Genomic DNA, 19,876 nt, shown 5'->3' on the forward strand with positions numbered 1-19,876 from the left:
GGCAACAGATTTTCCTTTGGCTACATCCATGCCAATAACGGGTTTCATCTTCTCCTCCTCATTCGAATTCGCCGGTATTCCCACAATGGTTCCTACTCCACAGCTTCGCGTGTGATACGAGGTCTGATGCCTCAACCAGCTCAAACATGGTAGAAGGGTGTAGTGGGAGAACTGTTTGTTATTCGGGGTTATCCCCAGGGGCTGTCACGTTCTCCCGGCTACTTCCATCGTAAAGCGGTCATTAAAAAAGGCCAACCAGTAATCTCTGGTTGACCTAATAATACGAAGGGGCTGTCTCATAAGTAGAATTTTCTACGTAAGGGACAGTTCTTTTTTTAAAAAAAACCGTAAAACGACAGCAGAGCAGCGATTCTCCCGTTACTGGAGAATCGCTGCTCTACGTTTTTGGTCATTAGCGGCTTGCTTTAGCAGATTATGAGCAAGCGAAAGCCACCCGACCTCAAGCGTCACTTTTTCCATGCCGCGAAGCAGAAATCGCCGGAATCCCCGGTTGTTTTTCAGTTGTCCAAACACACTTTCGGGCTCAATCATTCGGCGAACCGCCAATCGATATCCCTCTTCACTTTGAAGAAGTTGCCGAGCCTGGTGTTTATACCTCAACCCTTTGAGGCTCACCGTGACTTCCCGATCTCCAGCAGCCTTTGTACATTCGGCTTTTAGGGGACAACCCTGACAGCCGGTACTGCGGTAATGGCGTTGCCGGAGTTCATATCCACTATCTAATGTTTTCTTACTCTCATAACGAAATCGAAGTTTTGTTCCGGCTTTACACGTCCACGTATCTTCGACTTCGTCATATGTCCAGTTCTCGAATTTCCCGATGTTTTCTCTCCACGCCTTGCCCTTTTCTATATGATAGCTACCGTATTTCACCACGGCTTGGATTTCTTCTTTTTCCAAGTAGGCATAGTTTTCTTCACTACCGTAGCCGGCGTCCGCAATAACCGTTTGTGGAAGTCTTCCCAGTACCTGTTTGACCTTCTCCATATGCGGCTGTAAGCAACGTGTATCCGCCCTGCTTTGGTGAACGCTATATGCCAAGATAAACTGGTTTTCCGTTCCGATCTGTACATTGTAACCGGGTTTGAGTTGACCATTTCGCATGTGATCTTCCTTCATTCGCATAAAGGTTACATCCGGATCGGTCTTACTGAAGCTGTTTCGGTCGCCGAGCTGCTTCTGGTACTGCTCGTACTTGTGCAGCCGGGGAAGCAGGTCCTTGCGAAGCTTCCGGATCGCTTTCTTCAGCGGTTTGTCTTTGGGTTTGTTCAGCAGCCGGGCTTCAAGCTCCCGGGTCACTTGTTCGAGCTTCGCACCGCTGATTTCTGAACATTCGCCGAGTTCGGCAAGGTCTTTTCCGTGGTCTTCCTGTTCTTCCTGTTTCTCTGCGGCTTCAATGTCGGCAAATAGCGCGTGCACTTTCTCTTGCAGTTTAGCTTTATGTTTACTGACGGCTTTGCCCCACACGAAAGTATAGCGATTTGCATTCGCTTCAATCTTCGTGCCGTCCACAAAATAATGGTCCAGGGAGACGTATTTTTCGTCCGCCAGAAATTGAAGGACGGCGGTGAATAGCGTTTCAAGAACATCTTTCATCCGCTGTGAACGGAAGCGGTTTATGGTGCGGAAGTCCGGGCGCTGCCGTCCGGCCAGCCACATGAACGGGATGTTTTCCCGCACCACTTTGGCGATTTGGCGAGAAGAATACATGCGCTGAGTGTAGGCGTAGATGATGACTTTGGTGAGCATTTTAGGGTGATAGCTGTCGCGGCCACCGCCAGGGTAAGCTGCGTCAAAGATGGTGTCGTCCAGCCGATTGACGGCTGAGTTAACGACACGAACGAGGTGGTTAGGGGGAATGTCCTCTTCTAAATCCATTGGCAGACAAAGTTGGTCCATGGTATATTGAATGTACAAAGAAATCGCTCCTTTTGAAATGGTTGGGTGGTACCTCCATTTTACCAAAGAGCGATTTCTTTTTTTGTGATTTTAGAAGGATTGTAGTAACATTTTCCGCTTAAACAGCGGAGAGGACGGACTGATTGTGGAAAAGCGGCAGCGGTCGCCTTTGTCTCCGGATTTTCACCGCTTAGGGGAATAAATAAAATCTGGAGACAACAGCGATTGGAACAACGGTCCGTTCGCGGAGCGTCCACACGAGCGTCTACGTACATCCTCGTAAAACAAAGGGGGATGTCCCAGCAGCCATTTCATGGCTTTTGGGACACCCTCGTTTTTCTGATTTTTTTCATTCCAAAATGAAAGTTTTCATGTATAATCATCAAATGTATCGGTACAGATGAAGGGACAAGGATTGGAGAGGATTTGCTGCTCCGGAAAAATTACTGCTTTGGGGGAATATTGTCCTGATACTATCCTGAGTTGTGGTAGGGGTAGCCAACAGTATGGTTTGAATACCCGTGATCAATAAGCCTCTAAGCCGGAGAACTTCCGTGTCCAAGGTGCTTGTTTGCGTTCAACCAGAGATAATAGGTAAGATGCACTGTCTTTAATACTCAAGGCTTTATATCCTTATGACTAAAGACCTAAAATTTTATCTAAAAATTCGACAAATTTCGAGATTATTCCCTATTAATCTCCAAGAAATATTAACTATTTGTGTCTTGAATCCGATAGTTATTGTAATAAATGTTACTGCTTCAGGGTTGGAAACAAATAGTCATATAGATTAGGGCGAAAGGATGTAGAGAAAAATGAAGATTCGGATGAAGCTTTCGGTTTTGATGATCGTCGTTACACTGATTTCTACGTTATTAATGGGGGTTTTTACGTACAGTAAATCTACTAAGACTATTCTGAATCTGACCGATACTGCAATGGCGCAGGTGAACACAAACAAAGCACAGACCATTGAAGCGATGATTGACAAAGAAAAGCGAAATATGGAGCTCGTTGCAGGTGAATCGGAAATCGCTGAGCTGCTGCTGAAATCGGAAGACGGCAATTTGGCCCGTACGGGGGACCCGCTGCAGGCTGAGGTGAATACCAAACTTCAAAAGATAGTGAAGGATGCAGGCAATCTGGAGCATATGTTCGTGGCCAACATGAAGGGGATCGGGATAGCAGATAGTGATACTAAGCTGGTCGGAACAGACTTCAGTGAAAGAAACTACACCAAGAATGTGATGAAGACCGCCGGACCTGTAATCAGTGAAACGCTGAAATCCAAGTCAACAGGGGCCTATGTTCTGGCATTTGTACATCCTGTAACGAGTGGCGGCAAGATGATCGGTTTCGTGGCATCCGCAGTGAATGCGAATAGTATCATTAAATATTTGTCTGATGCCAAGGTGGCCAATGCGCCCTCCTCCTACGCCTACCTTGTGGATGAGACCGGGAACATCCTGTTTCATCCCGATGAAACCAAGATCGGAACAGCGATAGAGAATGCTCAGATCAAAGCAGTGGTAGAAAAGATCAAAGCTGGTGAGAAGGTTGCAGACGGCAACGTTCAATATACCTACAAGGGTGCTGAGAAAAAAGCTGCCTTTACCGTTCTGCCGGTAACGAATTGGACACTGGTGCTGACAGGTGATCTTGGCGAGATTATGAAGCCTGTTGACAACATGACGAACTATATTATCTTATTGGGTATCGGGTGTCTGCTGCTGACCTTGCTCGTGGGAATCACTGTGGCTACCCGGATCTCTTCGCCGATCATTAAGCTGACAGAAATGATTAACCGCACCGCGGAGCTGGATCTTAAATACGACTCGCAATACGAGTATCTGTTGAAAAATAAAGACGAAACCGGAACCATCGCCAAAGCGATGTTCCATACCCGGTCGGTGCTGAGGGAAATGGCCGGCAGCCTGGTTACCATTTCCGCAAAGGTGCTGGACAATGCGGAGATGCTGGAGAAGCTGTCCGATGACGTACGGGAGAATGCCCATGATAATTCGGCTACAACAGAGCAGTTGTCGGCGGGGATGGAAGAAACCGCAGCCTCTACGCAGGAAATGTCGGCAGCTATTCATGAGATCGAGAGTAATGTCCGCAGCATTTCGGGGCGTGTTAAGGAAGGTGCCGGTGTGTCCGGTCAGATTACCGAGCGGGCGCTTGCGCTGCAGCATGACGCCACTGAGTCTATAGACAATGCCAAACGGATCTATGAATCCGTGCGTGTGGAGATGGAGAAGGCCATTAAGCAGTCAGGCTCGATTCATGAAATCAACGTACTGGCGGACACCATTCTCTCTATTACCAGCCAGACCAATCTGCTAGCACTTAATGCTGCGATTGAGGCGGCACGGGCCGGAGAAGCAGGGCGGGGATTCGCTGTGGTAGCGGGCGAGATCCGCAAGCTGGCCGAGAAGTCCTCCGAAACAGCGGCAGGTATTCAAGGAGTTGTCAAGAATGTATATTCTTCTGTCGAGCAAATGAAGGACAATTCCGAGGCTATACTTGAGTTTATCGATCATAATGTTTTGGGAGATTATGAGCGTCTTGCAGAAGTCAGTGAGCAATATAACAGTGACGCTTCTGCTATTGACGAGCTGATGAATCAGTTCGGAGAAGCCGCCGACCACTTGAGTGAGACCGTGTCCAGTGTAGCGATTGCGATTAATGAAGTTGCGGCTACTGTAAATGAAGGGGCCATCGGCGTGCAGGATATTGCTGAGAAAACGGCAGATATCGTAGAGAAAACCTTGCATGAAGCAACGATGGCCGATGAGAATACGCAAAGTGCAAAAGAACTGCAGGGATTAGTGGAGAAATTCAAGATTTAAGCGGTTTAATGCAATCTTTACCTTACTTTCATCTGGATTTAAGCTTGCGGGTATATATTGATTTCATAACCCCCCTTTAATATAATCTTTGGCCCCGCCGGTCTCCGGCGGGGTCCTTTTTTTGTTTTTTTGAACAGGGAACAGCAATACATCTCAGGTTATTGGTCCATACTGATACCAAGGAGTGAGGATCATATTTGAGAGCATGCTTGTAGATGGTGAAGGAATCCGCAGCAGCATCAACGGCAAAGTGGATTGGGAAGTATTGGGTCCCCGGATTGCCTCGGAAGCGTCAAGCGGGAATGAAGCGCTGCAGCTGTTGCAGGAGAGCTTTTTACTGCAGTTAATCAAGGATGAATGGAATAGTATGGCCGTTATTAGAGAACGTCTGCAGCAACTGCAGCTGAATCCGTTGACAGCAAATGATTTGAATCTGCAGATTGCCGCCCTGGAGATCAAAGTGCCCTCAGAAAAAGGGACAGACCGCCAGGAGTGGAAGGCCCTGCTGAAGCTGGCGTTTCAGAAGCTCTGCCGGGAGACGTCCTCCGGGTGGAAGGGAATCTATCCGTTCAGAGATGAATTTAACTCTGCGCTGATGTACTTTCTCGTTATTTTGAAATCAGGACCGGAGCAGTCCCATAAAACACATCGGTTCATAGAGGAACTGAAGCAGAGTACTGCCAGTAATCTGAGGCTGGAATGTGCAGCAGGGATTGGAGAGCAAGTGAAGGGGCTGAAGCGGTTAAAGAATGCTTATACCTCATGTATGCTCTCTTGGAACCAGAGTCCCAATTACAGGGAAGCGGAAGGTGAAAGCAGACAGGTACGGGAGCTGATGCAGTTTTTTACGCCTGAGGTGGAAAGGATGCTGGCCCGAGTGATCGAAAATATGGACATGAATGCCTTCCGAATGCACCTTGATGCTCTTTTCAACAGCGAAAGGGATGCACCCATGTTTGTATTTACCTTTCTGGCGCTGCGTCTGCTTCTGGTATTCAGTTCGATTGCCCAAAAGTTCGAGCTTGGCAGCTCTGCAGTGCAGAAGTACTTATGGAAATGCCAGATTAGCATTGCCGATTACCAGTCGCGTGAAGGGATACGGGAGAAGATTGAAGAACTGGCGCTGCTTGTGATGGATGAAGTGCAGAAGATCCGCTTATCCAGCGGCCGGCATATGATCGAGGCAGTCCGAAAAGATATTGGGGAGCACTTTTGCTGCGAGCAGGATCTTTCGTCCCTGGCAGAGCGATTTCATTTCAATGAGACGTATTTGTCGGGGCTGTTCAAGCAGCATGTCGGCATTCCCATGGACGATTATGTTACAAGACTGCGGATGGCCGAGGCCGAGCAGCTGCTGCAGGAAAATAAGCTGAAGCTGACCGATATTGCCATGTTTACCGGCTATTCCAGCTTCACCGGTTTCTGCAGCGCCTTCAAGAAATACAGCGGCAGAAGCCCCAAGGATTACCGGGAGCGCTATGTGAAGCGGCATGCCCGGAACTGAAAGCAGGAGACGCTACCCTTTTTTTCTTAACCCAATCAATGGTAGTATAAGGAAAAGGTATTCAGTTATAATGCCTAGGGTTAAGGAGAGGAGGGTATTGGATGAGAAGATTAGGGTTCAGCTCTATGCAAAGTCTACGGATGAACAACAACAGCGGTTGTTTGTATAGAGCTGAAGGTAAGACGCCGCTTTGATTCATGGATAGGGAATCGTTGTTTGTACAGTAGACTTTGCTACCTTAAAAAGTTCATTAATTTTAAGGAGCGGAGCTACCATGAAATATGTAAATGCAGATATTGTACTACCGGAAAAGTTACTGAAGGAAATCCAGAAATATATGCACGGCGGAATGCTGTATGTGCCTAAACCGGAAGGGCAACGGGCCAAATGGGGTGAGCACTCCGGCGGCAGAACGTATCTCTCCAACCGTAATAAAGAAATTAGGAAGCAGTATTCCTCAGGCCTCACCACCCAGGAGCTGGCAGAACAGTTCTGCCTGTCCTGCGACAGCATCAAAAAAATCGTCTATGGTAAAAAGTAGACAGCAAACAGCCGCATCGGATTTCTGCCGATGCGGCTTGTTTATGTGAGTATGAGGTGGTATCGGTCGATACTAAATTCATTCGTGGACATGGAAAAGAGTAGATTTAAAAGTAAGTAAAAAACGAATTATAACGAAATAGTATCTTCGTCTAGTAATTATTGTGTAATATACTTTCTCTGGATGACAAACAATCTTCACTGAGGAGTTACTCTACCATGAGAAACGAAACATTGTTACTAACAAACGTGACTTTAATCGATGGAACGGGTAGGCAGCCGATAAAAAATGCAACAATAGAAGTTGTAAACGGTAGATTCGGTACCATAACAGAATATCGGGATACCCAGTTTAAGAATGGAAAGGTAAAAGAAATAGACCTGAATGGACTTGTGATGTTACCAGGATTTATTCATACACATGCGCACACCAGCTTTAAATTTTTGCGGAATGAGCCTTTTCATGGGTACCATAAAGAGTATTTAACTGCATGTTTTGAAGAGGGAATTACTACGATCCGCGACGAGGGAATGACTACAAATGCAACGATTGATGATGTTATAGCACATTCGAACAGGCTGGATAGTGTGCTTTTTCCCAGACTTATCACGTCAGGTAAAGTTTTTACGGCTCCCGGGGGATATGGAGGGCAAGAACCCATCGGTGTTGGAAATGTGGAAGAAGCCAGGCTTAAGGTTCGCGAGGTATTAGAAAAAGGGATTCACTTTATAAAGACCGCTCTTGAAGATGGATATGACCCCAGTACGTTCGGCCTGCCTAAGCTTAATCAGGAGATTCTGGAAACCATTTGTAAGGAAGCTAGGGAAATGGGAGCCCATGTGTCTGCTCATGTAACCAACGCCAAAAATCTCCGGATTCTAGTGAGTTCGGGAATTCACGATGCTGCACACATGATCTATGACCGTTTAGATGATGACTTGATACGTCAGATGGTAGAAAAAAACGTTCGAATAGTACCTACACTCACTGTATTAAAGATGTTTCAAGACAAATTTGGAGCCCCTCTTTTAAAACAAGGGCTGGACAATGTCCGAAGGTTTGTCCAGGCGGGTGGGGAGATCGGCTTGGGTGATGACTTTGTTGAAGAAGAAAAACCATGGTATAGGTTAGGAATGCCATGGGAAGAAATCCGCTTATTAGGCGACGCTGGTCTCACACCGATGCAAATAATTGTAGCGGCAACTTCAGTCGGTGCAAAGATATGTAATCTGTCTCACGAGATTGGGACTATCCAAACTGCTAAGAAGGCTGATCTATTTGTTATTGAAGGAGATCCACTTGCCAATATAGACAATCTTCGAAAGGTTAAATTCGTCATGAAAGAAGGCAATATTAGATTCTGCTAACTCCAGCTTCGGATAATAATTCATCGCGTTCGGGGCAGATAACAACAGCATTGCCTCCTACCCAATTGTCTGCTCAACACGTTCACCAGCTCCTTGCCAATGCCCTTGCGGTGGTATTCCTCACGTACGGCCGCTCCAGATCGTCCGCTGGACGCTCCGGTTATTCGGCAATCTGTGCAATTGCCGCTTCTACTGTGACCAGCTCTTCGCTTTGCTGCGACATATCTTTAAGCCGGAGCTTGCCGTCAGCAGCTTCGCTTTCTCCGATCAGTATAACGTAGCGGATGCCCTTCGTATTCGCTGCGGCCAGTGTTTTCTTCAGCTTGCGTTTACCGGTATCCACGGCAGTGCGGATGCCTGCAGCGCGAAGTGCTGCGGCGGCAGTCAACGCCTGCGGCATAACTTCCCCGATCGGTATAACCAGTACCCCTGAAGCTTCTTCCCGGATAGGCCGTTCTCCCAGCAACGCCATAATCGACTCCATGCCGAAGGAGATGCCCACTGTAGGATATTCGATGTCATCTCGTCCCACAAGCTTGCCAATAATAGAGTCATACCTTCCTCCACCGCCAAGACTGGAAGTATAGGCACCGGAAGCGTCGAAGATTTCATAAACGGTACCCGTGTAGAACGACAGGCCGCGGGACAGAAAAGGATCGAAGACGCAGATCTCCGCAAGTCCGATTCCTGCGATCAGTTGCTGCAAGGCCAGCACCTCCAGCAGGCCTGGCTGTCCGTCTAGCTCATATTTTACCGCAAGCTCATCCAATGAAGGGGCATCCATGTCCAGCAGTTCTTTAAGCTTGCCTGTAGCAGCCGGAGTCAGTCCTTTCTCCATAAGCTCCGCAAGTACCCCGGTGCTGCCGATTTTGGCGAGCTTATCGAGTGTCAGCATCACGGACAGGTGATCTTCAAGCGGAACTCCAGTTGCTTCCAGTATCTCGCCAAGGAAGCGCCGGTTGTTCCATTTCAGGATGACAGGAATCTCTAGTCTGCGGAAGGCCTCCGCTGCGAGCTGCATCAGCTCTGCTTCTCCCTGCGGGCCGGCGATGCCCACCACATCGGCGTCGCATTGCAGGAATTCGCGCAATCGGCCTTTTTTGACCGGTCCATCCCGGAACACCTTGCCGATCTCATAGCGTTTATATGGGAACTCCATGCCCGGATTCAGGGCGATCACCTTGGCAAAGGGAATGGTCAGATCGTAGCGCAGCCCCAGCTGGCGGCCGCCCTGGTCGGTCAACTGATACATCTCGCGGAGAATCTCGTCACCTCCCGCATATTTGGAGGTCAGCAGCTCCAGCTCATTGAGCAGGGTTGTATCCATCGACTCAAAATCATACAGCTCAAACAGTTCGGTTAGCGTGGAGCGGACTTTTTGGCGGATGGACTGCTCCCGGCCGAAATAATCATAGGTACCTTTAACATTCTGCATGTTTAGCAGCTCCTTATTATTTTTTGTGTATTGCCCATTGTAAACAAAAAACGCGCCGGACCTTTTGGTCCCGCGCGCTTGATATGCGGCAGGGAGGCCAAACGCGAAAAGCGTCAGCCCTCCCTGAAAAATGTTCAGGAGTGCTAACGCTGCTTGTGATGATGAAGCTGATTCAGTATGATGGTTATGCTATTCATGCGAATCATGTCCCTTCAAGGCTGGATTACTGCACATTATATCGAATAATAACTTCAATAACAAGGGAGAATCATTTATGGAGGATACACAAATCATTGCCGAGGCCGAGAACTTTGCCAAAGAGCAGCTGGGACAGGATAAAACCGGCCATGACTGGTTCCACACGGACCGTGTGCGCAACACGGCGGCGCTGATCGCGGAGATGGAGAATGCGGATGTGTTTATCTGCACAGTAGCCGCGCTGCTGCATGATGTGGCGGATGAGAAGCTGAACCCGTCCAAAGAAGCGGGCCTAAATAAAGTACATAACTGGTTGAAGAAGCATTTGAACGATGAGGAACAGAGCGGGCACATCATGCAGATTATTGAAACGATGTCCTTCAGCGGCGGCGGAGGCGAACCCATGTCCACACTCGAAGGACAGGTAGTACAGGATGCAGACCGGCTGGATGCACTGGGTGCCATCGGGATTACACGGGTGATGGTTTTTTCAGGGGCTAAAGGCCGCCCGGTCTATGATCCGGAGATTCCTCCGCGTGATGAGTCTCTCCAGAAGGAGTACCGCGACTATTCCAAAGGTACGGCGGTCAATCATTTCTACGAAAAGCTGCTGAAATTGAAGGATTTGATGAATACTGCCTACGGACGCAAGCTGGCGGAGGAACGGCATGGGTTCATGCTGAGCTTTTTAGAGCAATTTTATAAGGAATGGAATCAAGGGGGCCAGAAGCTGTTATAATAATAGAATGCACAATATGGAAGGAATAACAACTACATGAGTGAATTGCAATTTAGAGATTATGGTTTGAATGAAGAGATTATCCGCGCGCTGGACGTACTGAACTATCTGGAGCCGACTGAGGTCCAGAGTAAGGTCATTCCTGTAGCCCTGAAAGGTCAGGATTTGATTGTTAAATCACAGACCGGCAGCGGCAAAACCGCATCGTTCGGCATCCCGCTCTGCGAGCTGGTGGATTGGGCGGAGAACAAGCCCCAGGCTCTGGTGCTGACGCCGACGCGCGAGCTGGCAGCACAGGTCAAAGAGGATATCACCAATATTGGCCGCTTCAAGCGGATCAAGGCGGTCGCATTGTTTGGCAAGCAGCCCTTTGCGCCGCAGAAGATTGAACTTACGCAAAAAACACATGTCGTCGTAGGCACTCCGGGACGGGTGTTTGACCATATCGAGCGCGGTACGCTGCCGCTGAACCGGATTAAATATCTGGTGATCGATGAAGCGGATGAGATGCTGAGCATGGGCTTTATTGAGCAGATCGAGCAGATTATCCAGAAGCTGCCCCGTGATCGCGTTACAATGTTATTTTCCGCCACATTGCCGGATGCAGTGAAGAACCTGTGCCGTAAATATATGACGGAGCCGGTGGACATTGAGATTGAAGCCAGCGGCATCACGACAGCGACGATTGAGCATGCACTGATTGAAGTGAGACAAGCTGCGAAGTTTGGCCTCTTATGCGACTTGCTTACGGTGGAGAACCCGGACAGCTGCATTATTTTTTGCCGGACACAGGATCAGGTGAACGCGCTGTTCCGGGGGATGGCCGATCTGGAGTACCCGGTGGACAAAATTCACGGAGGCATGATGCAGGACGAGCGCTTTGAGGTGATGAACGCTTTTAAACGGGGCCAGTTCCGCTATCTGATCGCTACTGACGTAGCCGCACGCGGCATTGATATTGAGAACATCACCCATGTGATCAACTACGATATTCCGATGGAAAAAGAGAGCTACGTACACCGTACCGGACGCACCGCACGTGCAGGCAAAAGCGGCAAAGCCATCACCCTCGCTACACCGAACGAGCACAAATGGGTGAAAGACATTGAGAGCTATATCGGCTTCAGCCTGCCGGTGATGAAAGCTCCTTCGGAGGATGCCGTGGCTTATGCCAAGCCTGCTTTTGACGAGAAGCTGGGCAAACAGCAGGTCCGCAAGAAGGGCAAAACTGAGGTCATGAACCAGGACATCATGAAGCTCTATTTCAACGGAGGCAAGAAAAAGAAGCTGAGAGCTGTTGATTTCGTCGGCACCATTGCCAAGCTGGAAGGGATCACCGCTGAAGACATCGGGATCATCACGATCCAGGATAATGTTACCTACGTGGATATTCTGAACGGCAAAGGGTCGCTGGTATTGCAGGCGATGAAGGACACAACAGTGAAGGGCAAGCTGCTGAAGGTGCATCTTGCGAAGAAGTAGAGCAGCTGGCAATCCGTTAAGTAGCTACCCAATGTATACAGTTGATGTCCGTATGGACGTAGATGTGTAAGCTAACAGATATCACCGGTAATTACGCAGAACCATTAATATATTGCCGTATGAAAAAGCCTCCGCATAGCCTTATGGGCAAAGCGGAGGCTTCGTTTTATTTCAATGAACTTGAGAAGGCATAGCGATATTTGAGGAATCGCATGGAATAATAAGGCTTTCCTCATGTATGAGCCTGACATGCTCAAGTTCACGTTCTGTTCTGTATTCCCGTAGATGTGGGTCCGTTTACTTAATCAAACTAAGGACCTGCACCCCCCGCCCCCCGGAAAGCCCCTCGAAACTCTTAAAGTGAATCTCACGTATTCAAGCCTCCCGTCCTAGTAACGGAGAAATAGATGGAAAAAGTAAACTTAATATGTTGAAAATAAACTTTTTTGGACTTTTATGTGGAAAAAGTAGACCTGTTTTAACCAAATACCCGGCAAGAGGGTTCAACAGGCGAATTAATGATCCTTTTTCCACCTAGCATGCTGAAGTGCATGTATACCTCAGAATTAGTGATCCTTTTTCCACCTAGCTATTAGCCGCGTACTTGGTTTCCAGTAAATTAGACTTTCCCTCGTGCTCAGCATGCTCCAGTAAATCAATGTTTCTGTTACTACTTAGCAGCTGCCGCAGATTGAAGGTTTAGTGAGCTTCCTCATACGCCCGGATCTCGATTAGCTCCGCGTGCCGGCTTCCGTTGGTTGCGTCTATGAGGACTCTTATACGCTGTGCCTGCACAGGTTCCGGCAACAGATGGATTACTTTGCGTTTGCGGTTGCCGGTGCCGCCAGCAATCTCCGTCCACTGTCCGCCAGCACCCTGGGCTTCCACCCGGTAATCACGGACCAGCTCGGGGATGACCGTAAAAGGGGTGCGGTGATGGTGCAGATTCACCAGATCTTCGTTCACATCATCGTTGAAGGTCAGATGAATCTCGGCAATACTCTGCTCTGTATCCCATTCCAGCTGCAGCCATTCCGGCTTACCGGCCGTGATCGGCTCCGACATCCACTGCTGCGGACCGCCGAACGGGCGGTGATAGCCGTTCACCGCTTTGTCCGCCGCGAACGCCGCCGTCGGTGAGCTGATCCGGAAGCAGAACGGCCGCCTGGCCTGGCCCTTCATCTTCCAGAGGACGATGAGCTGATCCGTCGAGTGGTCCTCCAGATCCTTCGAGATCTGCGGGTGCTCATCCTTGAAGAAGACCAGCACGCCGCTGTGCGGCTCCAGCGAATGATGAAGGCTGACCGCAGGGTTCGCCTTGATGATTACAAAAGCGTTCTGCGGCACCTCCGGCTGCCACTGCAGATCGAAGGCAACCCACTGCCGCCGCCCGGTTCCGGCAGGTGCCGTTGCCCGTGCCCGCAAGGTATGCGGCACGTAATTCTCCCCGCGGCCGGTGTCCCACAGCTCGGCTGTCACTTCCGCTGCCTGCTCCGCGTCCAGCAGCAGCTCAAAGCCGTGGATTCCCGGGTCTGCCGGGAATAGCACGGCAACATCGCTGCGCAGCGGCCAGGCTTCGCCCGGCTGCGTCAGCCCGAGCGCGCAGCGCGCGCTAGAGGCGCTTACCCGCGCCTTCCGGGCCAGATCTGCTTCATCGCTGCTCTGCAGGCCGATGATCGAAGCGTCCTGCCGCAGCAGCGTCTGCCGCAGCTCCGGCAGGTGCCGCGCTTGCAGCTCGCGCGGCGTAAGGCCTAGGAGGCTGGCGAGCGCCGCCCCGGTGCCGGCGGCTTCGCCGATGACGGCGCAAGTTGCCATCACCCGCGTCGTGCCGAAGGCGACATGGGTGGCGCTGATATTGCGCCCGGCCATGAGCATATTCCGCACATTTACGGAATACAGGGATCGGAAGGGGATGTGGTACACCCCGTCCGCATGCATATGCTTTGAGCCGCTGGCATCGGCGTACATCCCCTGCGGGGGATGGAGGTCGATCGACCAGCCGCCAAAGGCCACCCCATCCGCGAACCCGCGCTGGGCGATAATATCATTCTGGTTCAGCACGTAGTCGCCGGTGAACCTCCGGTATTCACGTTTGCCGGGCAGGGAGCCGACCCATTCCAGCGTCATGTTCTCCGCGCCGAACTTGCCGGAATTTTTGATATAGTCCCAAATGCCGTAGATGACCGACCACAGCTCGTCACGGATCATTTCATTGTCATGCACCGTGTCGTGCTCGCCGCCCCACTCAATCCACCAGTAGTGGCAGCCGGAGTCGCCGCTTTTAATAACCCGGCGGAGCGGAATCGTGGTCTCCGAGATATCCTTGGCAAAGGAAGGCGGAACAAAGTTTACCGGTACCCCCGTATCCTTCGTATAAAAGAGAATGGTACTGCCAAGCGTAATCCCGTCCGCAATTTCAGGAGCCCACTCCTCGCCGTATTCACTGCGTGCTTCCCGGCCGAGGGCGAATGTGGCCCCGGCCAGAAAGCCGATCAATCCATCGCCTGTACAGTCCAGATACAGGCTGCTCTTGAACGTGATCCGCCGCTCCGAGGCCATCATCCAGCCCACCACGGCGGTGATCGTCCGGTCATGCTCCGGGCCTTCAGCCATTACCTCATGAATATCTGTATTTAGATAGAGTGAAATATTCGCTTCAGCTTTGACGGCCTCCAGCACAACCAAATCCCATACATAAGGATTGCCTTCGGGGTTCCGGTACTGGTTCTCGATGAACAGCTCGCCCATAATACCGGTTTCGCGTGCATATCGGTTCGTACCATGTGCAGTTGCTCCGCAGACCCAGACACGCACCTCACTGCTGGAGTTGCCACCGAGCACGGGGCGGTTCTGCACCAGCGCCACTTTTTGCCCCAGTCGGGCTGCTGCGATGGCTGCACATACCCCGGCCAATCCGCCCCCGATTACCGTAATGTCATTGTTCACTAGCTCCTGCTTCATCCCTACAGCACCTCATATCGGTTGATGTTTGAACATATCTATAGTTTCATAATGAAGCTGCCACTTTACTTTTTAAATGCATGTATTTATCATTTAGCATATACTTTATTTCAGAGCGGGGAGGCGGGGCATGGAACTGTTGGACCATATCTACTGGAGGCAGAAGAGGGAGTTTGCGCTGCCGTGGGACCGCTATGTAGCATGGGTGGTTTTTGCTGTTGAAGAGGGTGTGTTCCGCTTTGAGATTGGCGGGCACTCGGGGGAAGCGGGATTTGCAGATCTAGTGGTCTGTCCGCCGGGAGTCCCCTTCGTTCGGGAAACGGTCACGCCCCTGACCTTTCATTATATCCAGTTCACTGCGGATGCCGGATGCCGGCTTCCTCCGGGTCTGCTTCATTTGAATGACACGAAACGGCTGAGCTCCACTTATGCCTATCTGCGCCAGCTTGCCGAGGACAGCAGCCCTGAGTCGTTGGGATGGAAAACGCACCTCGTTGCGGATTTGTGGCAGCTGTACCACATGGAGAGCAGAGAGGCCGCAGGGGTGGGCAAATTTACGGAAGATGCCCTGATGGCGGATGCGGCAGCGGCCATCACCGCACAGGCCTGGGAACCGTTAAGTCTGCTGGACACCGCGCGGAGCCTGGGACTAAGTCCTGTGCAGCTGACTAGGCGGTTCCGTGAAGCATTCGGGGAGACGCCATCCTCGTACCTGAAATCCATACGTCTAAGCAAAGCACGCACGCTGCTGAAGGACAGTGAGCTAACCCTGGCACAGATCGCCGAACGCTGCGGCTATGAGAACGGATTTTATTTAAGCAGAGTGTTTACGAACGCCTCTGGAATGAGTCCGGCAGAGTACCGGAAGCGGCACAGGGTATAGCGGAGAGGCCAGAAGGTGACTTTTTCGGCTGCAAAACCTTGGGGAATACCGTAGATTTCAAAAAAAAGTAATCGGGTCGGGCCGGGTCTGGAGCTATAAACTGCTGTACCTGCTGCCGCGCTACGCATCTCATTATTCGGGCGTAGCGCCCATAAGCTGTTTAAGACTTATATGATATTACACCACAAAAAACCTTCCGTATCCGCCTTTATGCTGAGGCGTCTCGCGGAAGGTTTTGCTTGTTCAGCATGCTCATGAAGAGCTGGAGATAGACATTCTGTAAGGACGTTTGACTTTATGAAGTCTTTCGCCTATGCATTATACTGCGCCTGATACAGGCGGCTGTAAGTGCCTCCGGCATTTACCAGTTCCTCGTGACGGCCTTCCTCGGAGATGCCGTCCTCGTTCACGACGATGATCCGGTCAGCATTTTTGATGGTTGTCAGACGGTGGGCAATCACAAGGGTTGTCCGTCCAACAGACAGGTCCGCCAGCGACTGCTGAATCGCGGCTTCCGTCTCCGTGTCCAGTGCCGAGGTCGCTTCGTCCAGAATCAGGATCGGCGGATTCTTCAGGAACATCCGGGCGATGGCGAGCCGCTGCTTCTGCCCGCCGGACAGCTTCACACCGCGTTCGCCAATAACGGTATCCATTCCGGCAGGCAGGCCGTTAATCAGTTCCTCCAGATGCGCGCGTCTCGCTGCCTCCCAGATTTCCGGCAGCTCGGCATCGAGTTTGCCGTAGGCGATATTCTCGCGGATCGTGCCGGAGAAGAGGAAGACATCCTGCTGCACAATCCCGATTTGCTTCCGCAGCGCATTCAGCTTCATGCTGCGGATATCGGTTCCGTCAATGGAAATATAGCCGCCGGTCACATCATAGAAGCGGGGCAGCAGGCTGCAAATAGTGGTTTTACCTGCGCCGGAGGGCCCGTCGAAAGCAATGGTCTCACCGGCATTTACCTTCAGACTGATGCCATCCAGCACCGGACGGCCCGGATCATAACCGAAGCTGACACGGTCAAAGACGATATCTCCGCGGAGGGCGTGGACATCCACAGCGCCGGGCTGATCGGCGATATCGGGCTCTGTATCAATGACCTCAAGGTAGCGTTTGAAACCGGCAATGCCTTTTGGATAGCTCTCAATGACCGCATTGATCTTGTCAATCGGCCGGAAAAAGATATTGGACAGCAGAATAAACGCAACAAATTCGCCAATCTCAAGCTCACCCTGAATGAAGAACCAGGCACCGCAGACCATCACGACGATCGTAATCAGACGGGTCATCATATAGCTGACTGACAAGCTTTTGGCCATCAGCTTATACGCCATGAGCTTGGTCTTGCGGAACATCTGGTTGTCGACGGCAAACAGCTGTTTCTCATACTCCTCATTGGCAAAAGATTGAACCACGCGGATTCCCCCGACATTGTCCTCAATACGGGCATTGAAATTACCCACATTGCCGAAAAGCTGGTGATACGTGGAGGTCATGTTACGGCCAAAATGGATAATGATCCAGGCCATAAGCGGAACAATGATGAAGGTAATAACCGCCAGCTTGAGATTGATATCGGCCATCAGGATAAATGCGCCCACGAGGGTCATCACGGCGATGAACACATCCTCCGGCCCATGATGCGCCACCTCGCCGATATCGTTCAGATCATTCGTAATCCGGCCGATCAGATGACCGGTTTTGTTGTTGTCAAAGAACCGGAAGGATAATTTCTGAATATGATCGAACATTTTTTTGCGCATATCGGTCTCGATGTTGATCCCCAGCATATGCCCCCAGTAGGTTACAATATATTGCATTGCGGTATTTAGCGCGTAAATGGCCATCAGGGCGATGCAGGCGATCAGAATCAGCGGCCAGTCCTGCCCGGGCAGCAATTTGTCGATGAATTTATTAACCGCCACTGGAAATGCCAGCTCCAGCAGACCGGCTCCCACCGCACAGGTGAAGTCGAGAATAAATAATTTTTTGTATGGACGGTAATAGGAAAAAAAACGACGCAGCATCTCTTATTCACTCATTTCTGTATAGTGATATTTCACTGTTGAGAGTCATTCTCAATAAGAACCTCATGTTAAGGATACTAAAGAGGGTGAAGTGTTTTGTCAACGGAAAGATATTTTAAGTGGAGAACGAAACAGTACCTGCTTATTTTTGTCTAATCACCCAATCCTCAGCTGCTTTATGTACATAGTGTAGTGTATACAAGCATAAAGGAGGAATTTACATGAGTGAAAATGGAAGAGGATACGGTGCATTTACTTCCACTGGCGCAATTCTGGTACTGTTCATCCTGCTCGTTATCATTTCTAAATCCCTCTGGGTATAATTAGTGATGTGTCTCCAAATGTAAAGCCAGTCCCACAGACTGGTTTTTTTTATTGTGTATGGCGGAAACTTTGCCGGAAAATTTGTGCAGAGCATTCTTGGAGGGGATATAATGTAACAATGTGATTATTACATAGAACAGCCTTATTACCTGGACAAGCCTTTGGAGTGTAAGGGTGATAGACTGCAATCGGGAGGACAACATGAAAGTAAAACATCAAGATGCTGCATTACCGGAACTGGGCAAGGCCCGGCCGGACAAGGAAGCCAGCCGTATTCTGCTGATCGTGGGGATTATCTGCGTCGCTGCGGCTCTTCGGGCTCCCTTCACCTCCGTTGGACCTTTGCTGGGCATGATCCGTGATGATCTGGGATTGTCAAATACACTGGCGGGAGCGATTACCACGTTGCCGCTGCTGGCATTTGCTATGCTGTCACCTTTTGCGCCACAGCTGGCCCTGCGGTTTGGCACCGCCAATGTTCTTGTGCTGGCCATGCTGGCCTTATCCATGGGCATTCTGATCCGCTCGGGTTCGGGAACGGCCATGCTGTTCGCAGGCACAGCGATAATCGGGTTGTCCATCGCCGTCTGCAATGTACTGCTGCCGGGACTGATCAAGGGAAGATTCCCGGAGAATATCGGACTTATGACCGGGGTTTATACCCTATCCATGAATATCTGTGCGGCTGCTGCCTCAGGCATCAGCGTCCCGCTGGCACAGCATGCCGGATTCGGCTGGCGGGGGACTCTGGCGATGTGGTTTGTGGTGGCCGCGCTGGCGACCCTGTTCTGGATTCCTCAGATGCGGAATATGACGAGGGGCGGCAGTGAGGGTAAACGGCAATCCTCCGTTCAGCTCTGGCGGTCTCCGCTAGCCTGGCAGGTTACCCTGTTCATGGGGCTGCAATCGCTGCTGTATTACGTGCTGATTGCCTGGTTTTCCGTGATATTGGTTGAACGGGGGATGACCTCCAGCCATGCGGGCTGGGTTCTATCTCTCATGCAGCTGGCCCAGCTGCCGTTTACTTTTTTCGTGCCCCTTTGGGCGGGCAAAATGAAAAACCAGCGCAGCCTGGTGCTCATTACATCCATTCTTTTTATGATTGGAATTCTCGGGGTATGGCTGGGCAGCAGTGGCTGGATGGCAGTTTGGGCTATCTGCATCGGAATTGCCGGCGGGTTTGCCTTCGGCCTCGTCATGATGTTTTTCAGTCTGAGGACCCGCAGCACACAGGAAGCCAGCGGGCTGTCCGGTATGGCCCAATCGGTGGGATATCTGCTCGCTGCAATGGGTCCCGCCCTGTTCGGACTGCTGCATGACGTGACCCATAGCTGGAACGTGCCGCTGGCATTACTCGTTGTGGCAAGCATTTTATTGTTCATAGTAGGACTTGGAGCGGGCAGTAGCCGTTTTGTGGGTGATAAAAGATAAACTCAGTAAAGTGTACCTGTGATAATTTTATTATCAGTGGCATCCATGAAGACCAAGTGATATTTTGTGTAATGCAGTCAAGAATCCACTAATCCACATTAGCTTAGTAAGATATTCGTTCTTTGCTCCATAAGCTGCAACAAAATTCTCTTGCAATTGATTGGCAAAGAGAGTATAGTCTTATATACAGCGATCAAAACGCTGAAATGCAT

General features: G+C 50.5%; 14 protein-coding genes. 9 read left to right on the top strand and 5 right to left on the bottom strand.

Annotation, left to right across the window (positions count from 1 at the left end):
• Positions 1 to 378 precede the first annotated feature (378 nt).
• Positions 379 to 1,938: an IS1182 family transposase gene (locus A3844_RS27065; RefSeq protein ID WP_074100985.1), complete on the bottom strand. Its 1,560-nt coding sequence runs from the start codon at positions 1,936 to 1,938 to the stop codon at positions 379 to 381.
• A 797-nt stretch (positions 1,939 to 2,735) separates the two neighbouring features.
• On the opposite strand from A3844_RS27065, the gene A3844_RS27070 reads away from it, so the two are divergent.
• The 4 genes from A3844_RS27070 (at position 2,736) to A3844_RS27085 (ending at position 8,184) form a co-directional block, all read left to right on the top strand.
• Positions 2,736 to 4,772: a methyl-accepting chemotaxis protein gene (locus A3844_RS27070; RefSeq protein WP_074100986.1), complete on the top strand. Its 2,037-nt coding sequence runs from the start codon at positions 2,736 to 2,738 to the stop codon at positions 4,770 to 4,772.
• A 205-nt stretch (positions 4,773 to 4,977) separates the two neighbouring features.
• The gene (locus tag A3844_RS27075) at positions 4,978 to 6,276 is read left to right on the top strand and encodes a helix-turn-helix domain-containing protein (protein WP_074109070.1); all 1,299 of its coding nucleotides are present in this window, start codon (positions 4,978 to 4,980) and stop codon (positions 6,274 to 6,276) included.
• Between the two features lie 274 nt (positions 6,277 to 6,550).
• Positions 6,551 to 6,817 carry a CD3324 family protein gene (locus A3844_RS27080; RefSeq protein ID WP_074086043.1) on the top strand — a complete coding sequence of 89 codons (267 nt, stop codon included), beginning with the start codon at positions 6,551 to 6,553 and terminating at the stop codon, positions 6,815 to 6,817.
• A 218-nt stretch (positions 6,818 to 7,035) separates the two neighbouring features.
• Positions 7,036 to 8,184, top strand: a complete 1,149-nt coding sequence (locus tag A3844_RS27085) for an amidohydrolase family protein (protein ID WP_074109071.1) — start codon at positions 7,036 to 7,038, stop codon at positions 8,182 to 8,184.
• A gap of 20 nt (positions 8,185 to 8,204) precedes the next feature.
• On the opposite strand, the gene A3844_RS34075 is transcribed toward A3844_RS27085, so the two are convergent.
• Together A3844_RS34075 and A3844_RS27090 are read right to left on the bottom strand one after the other, a co-directional pair.
• On the bottom strand, positions 8,205 to 8,348 hold the full coding sequence (locus tag A3844_RS34075) for a GNAT family N-acetyltransferase (RefSeq protein WP_371916095.1): 144 nt from the start codon (positions 8,346 to 8,348) through the stop codon (positions 8,205 to 8,207).
• Positions 8,345 to 9,619, bottom strand: coding sequence for a histidine--tRNA ligase (locus A3844_RS27090; RefSeq protein WP_074109072.1), 1,275 nt, complete (start codon positions 9,617 to 9,619; stop codon positions 8,345 to 8,347). Before A3844_RS27090 ends, A3844_RS34075 begins: the two co-directional genes overlap by 4 nt.
• Before the next feature lie 274 nt (positions 9,620 to 9,893).
• On the opposite strand from A3844_RS27090, the gene A3844_RS27095 reads away from it, so the two are divergent.
• Positions 9,894 to 10,556 carry an HD domain-containing protein gene (locus tag A3844_RS27095; RefSeq protein ID WP_074100990.1) on the top strand — a complete coding sequence of 221 codons (663 nt, stop codon included), beginning with the start codon at positions 9,894 to 9,896 and terminating at the stop codon, positions 10,554 to 10,556.
• 36 nt (positions 10,557 to 10,592) lie between these two features.
• On the top strand, positions 10,593 to 12,038 hold the full coding sequence (locus tag A3844_RS27100) for a DEAD/DEAH box helicase (RefSeq protein WP_074100991.1): 1,446 nt from the start codon (positions 10,593 to 10,595) through the stop codon (positions 12,036 to 12,038).
• A gap of 699 nt (positions 12,039 to 12,737) precedes the next feature.
• Here A3844_RS27100 and A3844_RS27105 read toward each other — a convergent pair.
• The gene (locus A3844_RS27105; protein WP_074109073.1) at positions 12,738 to 14,999 is read right to left on the bottom strand and encodes an FAD-dependent oxidoreductase; all 2,262 of its coding nucleotides are present in this window, start codon (positions 14,997 to 14,999) and stop codon (positions 12,738 to 12,740) included.
• Positions 15,000 to 15,129: 130 nt separating this feature from the next.
• On the opposite strand from A3844_RS27105, the gene A3844_RS27110 reads away from it, so the two are divergent.
• Entirely contained in the window at positions 15,130 to 15,882 is a 753-nt protein-coding gene (locus tag A3844_RS27110; RefSeq protein WP_074109074.1) for an AraC family transcriptional regulator, read from the top strand.
• Positions 15,883 to 16,193: 311 nt separating this feature from the next.
• On the opposite strand, the gene A3844_RS27115 is transcribed toward A3844_RS27110, so the two are convergent.
• On the bottom strand, positions 16,194 to 17,909 hold the full coding sequence (locus A3844_RS27115) for an ABC transporter ATP-binding protein (RefSeq protein WP_074109075.1): 1,716 nt from the start codon (positions 17,907 to 17,909) through the stop codon (positions 16,194 to 16,196).
• Positions 17,910 to 18,130: 221 nt separating this feature from the next.
• Here A3844_RS27115 and A3844_RS33225 point away from each other — a divergent pair, with 221 nt between their 5' ends.
• Together A3844_RS33225 and A3844_RS27120 are read left to right on the top strand one after the other, a co-directional pair.
• A complete protein-coding gene (locus tag A3844_RS33225) occupies positions 18,131 to 18,232 on the top strand; it encodes a YjcZ family sporulation protein (protein WP_208619463.1) in 102 nt (33 codons plus the stop codon).
• Positions 18,233 to 18,434: 202 nt separating this feature from the next.
• The gene (locus tag A3844_RS27120) at positions 18,435 to 19,664 is read left to right on the top strand and encodes a CynX/NimT family MFS transporter (RefSeq protein WP_074109076.1); all 1,230 of its coding nucleotides are present in this window, start codon (positions 18,435 to 18,437) and stop codon (positions 19,662 to 19,664) included.
• Positions 19,665 to 19,876: the final 212 nt, after the last annotated feature.

The sequence above is a fragment of the Paenibacillus helianthi genome, assembly GCF_001909055.1.
GTDB lineage: Bacteria > Bacillota > Bacilli > Paenibacillales > Paenibacillaceae > Paenibacillus_AQ > Paenibacillus_AQ helianthi.

Bases quoted from the DNA above. Each gene is read 5' to 3' on its own strand.
- A3844_RS27070 (WP_074100986.1), top strand. From the start codon at position 2,736: ATGAAGATTCGGATGAAGCTTTCGGTTTTGATGATCGTCGTTACACTG.
- A3844_RS27075 (WP_074109070.1), top strand. From the start codon at position 4,978: ATGCTTGTAGATGGTGAAGGAATCCGCAGCAGCATCAACGGCAAAGTG.
- A3844_RS27080 (WP_074086043.1), top strand. From the start codon at position 6,551: ATGAAATATGTAAATGCAGATATTGTACTACCGGAAAAGTTACTGAAG.
- A3844_RS27085 (WP_074109071.1), top strand. From the start codon at position 7,036: ATGAGAAACGAAACATTGTTACTAACAAACGTGACTTTAATCGATGGA.
- A3844_RS27090 (WP_074109072.1), bottom strand. From the start codon at position 9,619: ATGCAGAATGTTAAAGGTACCTATGATTATTTCGGCCGGGAGCAGTCC.
- A3844_RS27095 (WP_074100990.1), top strand. From the start codon at position 9,894: ATGGAGGATACACAAATCATTGCCGAGGCCGAGAACTTTGCCAAAGAG.
- A3844_RS27100 (WP_074100991.1), top strand. From the start codon at position 10,593: ATGAGTGAATTGCAATTTAGAGATTATGGTTTGAATGAAGAGATTATC.
- A3844_RS27105 (WP_074109073.1), bottom strand. From the start codon at position 14,999: ATGAAGCAGGAGCTAGTGAACAATGACATTACGGTAATCGGGGGCGGA.
- A3844_RS27110 (WP_074109074.1), top strand. From the start codon at position 15,130: ATGGAACTGTTGGACCATATCTACTGGAGGCAGAAGAGGGAGTTTGCG.
- A3844_RS27115 (WP_074109075.1), bottom strand. From the start codon at position 17,909: ATGCTGCGTCGTTTTTTTTCCTATTACCGTCCATACAAAAAATTATTT.
- A3844_RS33225 (WP_208619463.1), top strand. From the start codon at position 18,131: ATGAGTGAAAATGGAAGAGGATACGGTGCATTTACTTCCACTGGCGCA.
- A3844_RS27120 (WP_074109076.1), top strand. From the start codon at position 18,435: ATGAAAGTAAAACATCAAGATGCTGCATTACCGGAACTGGGCAAGGCC.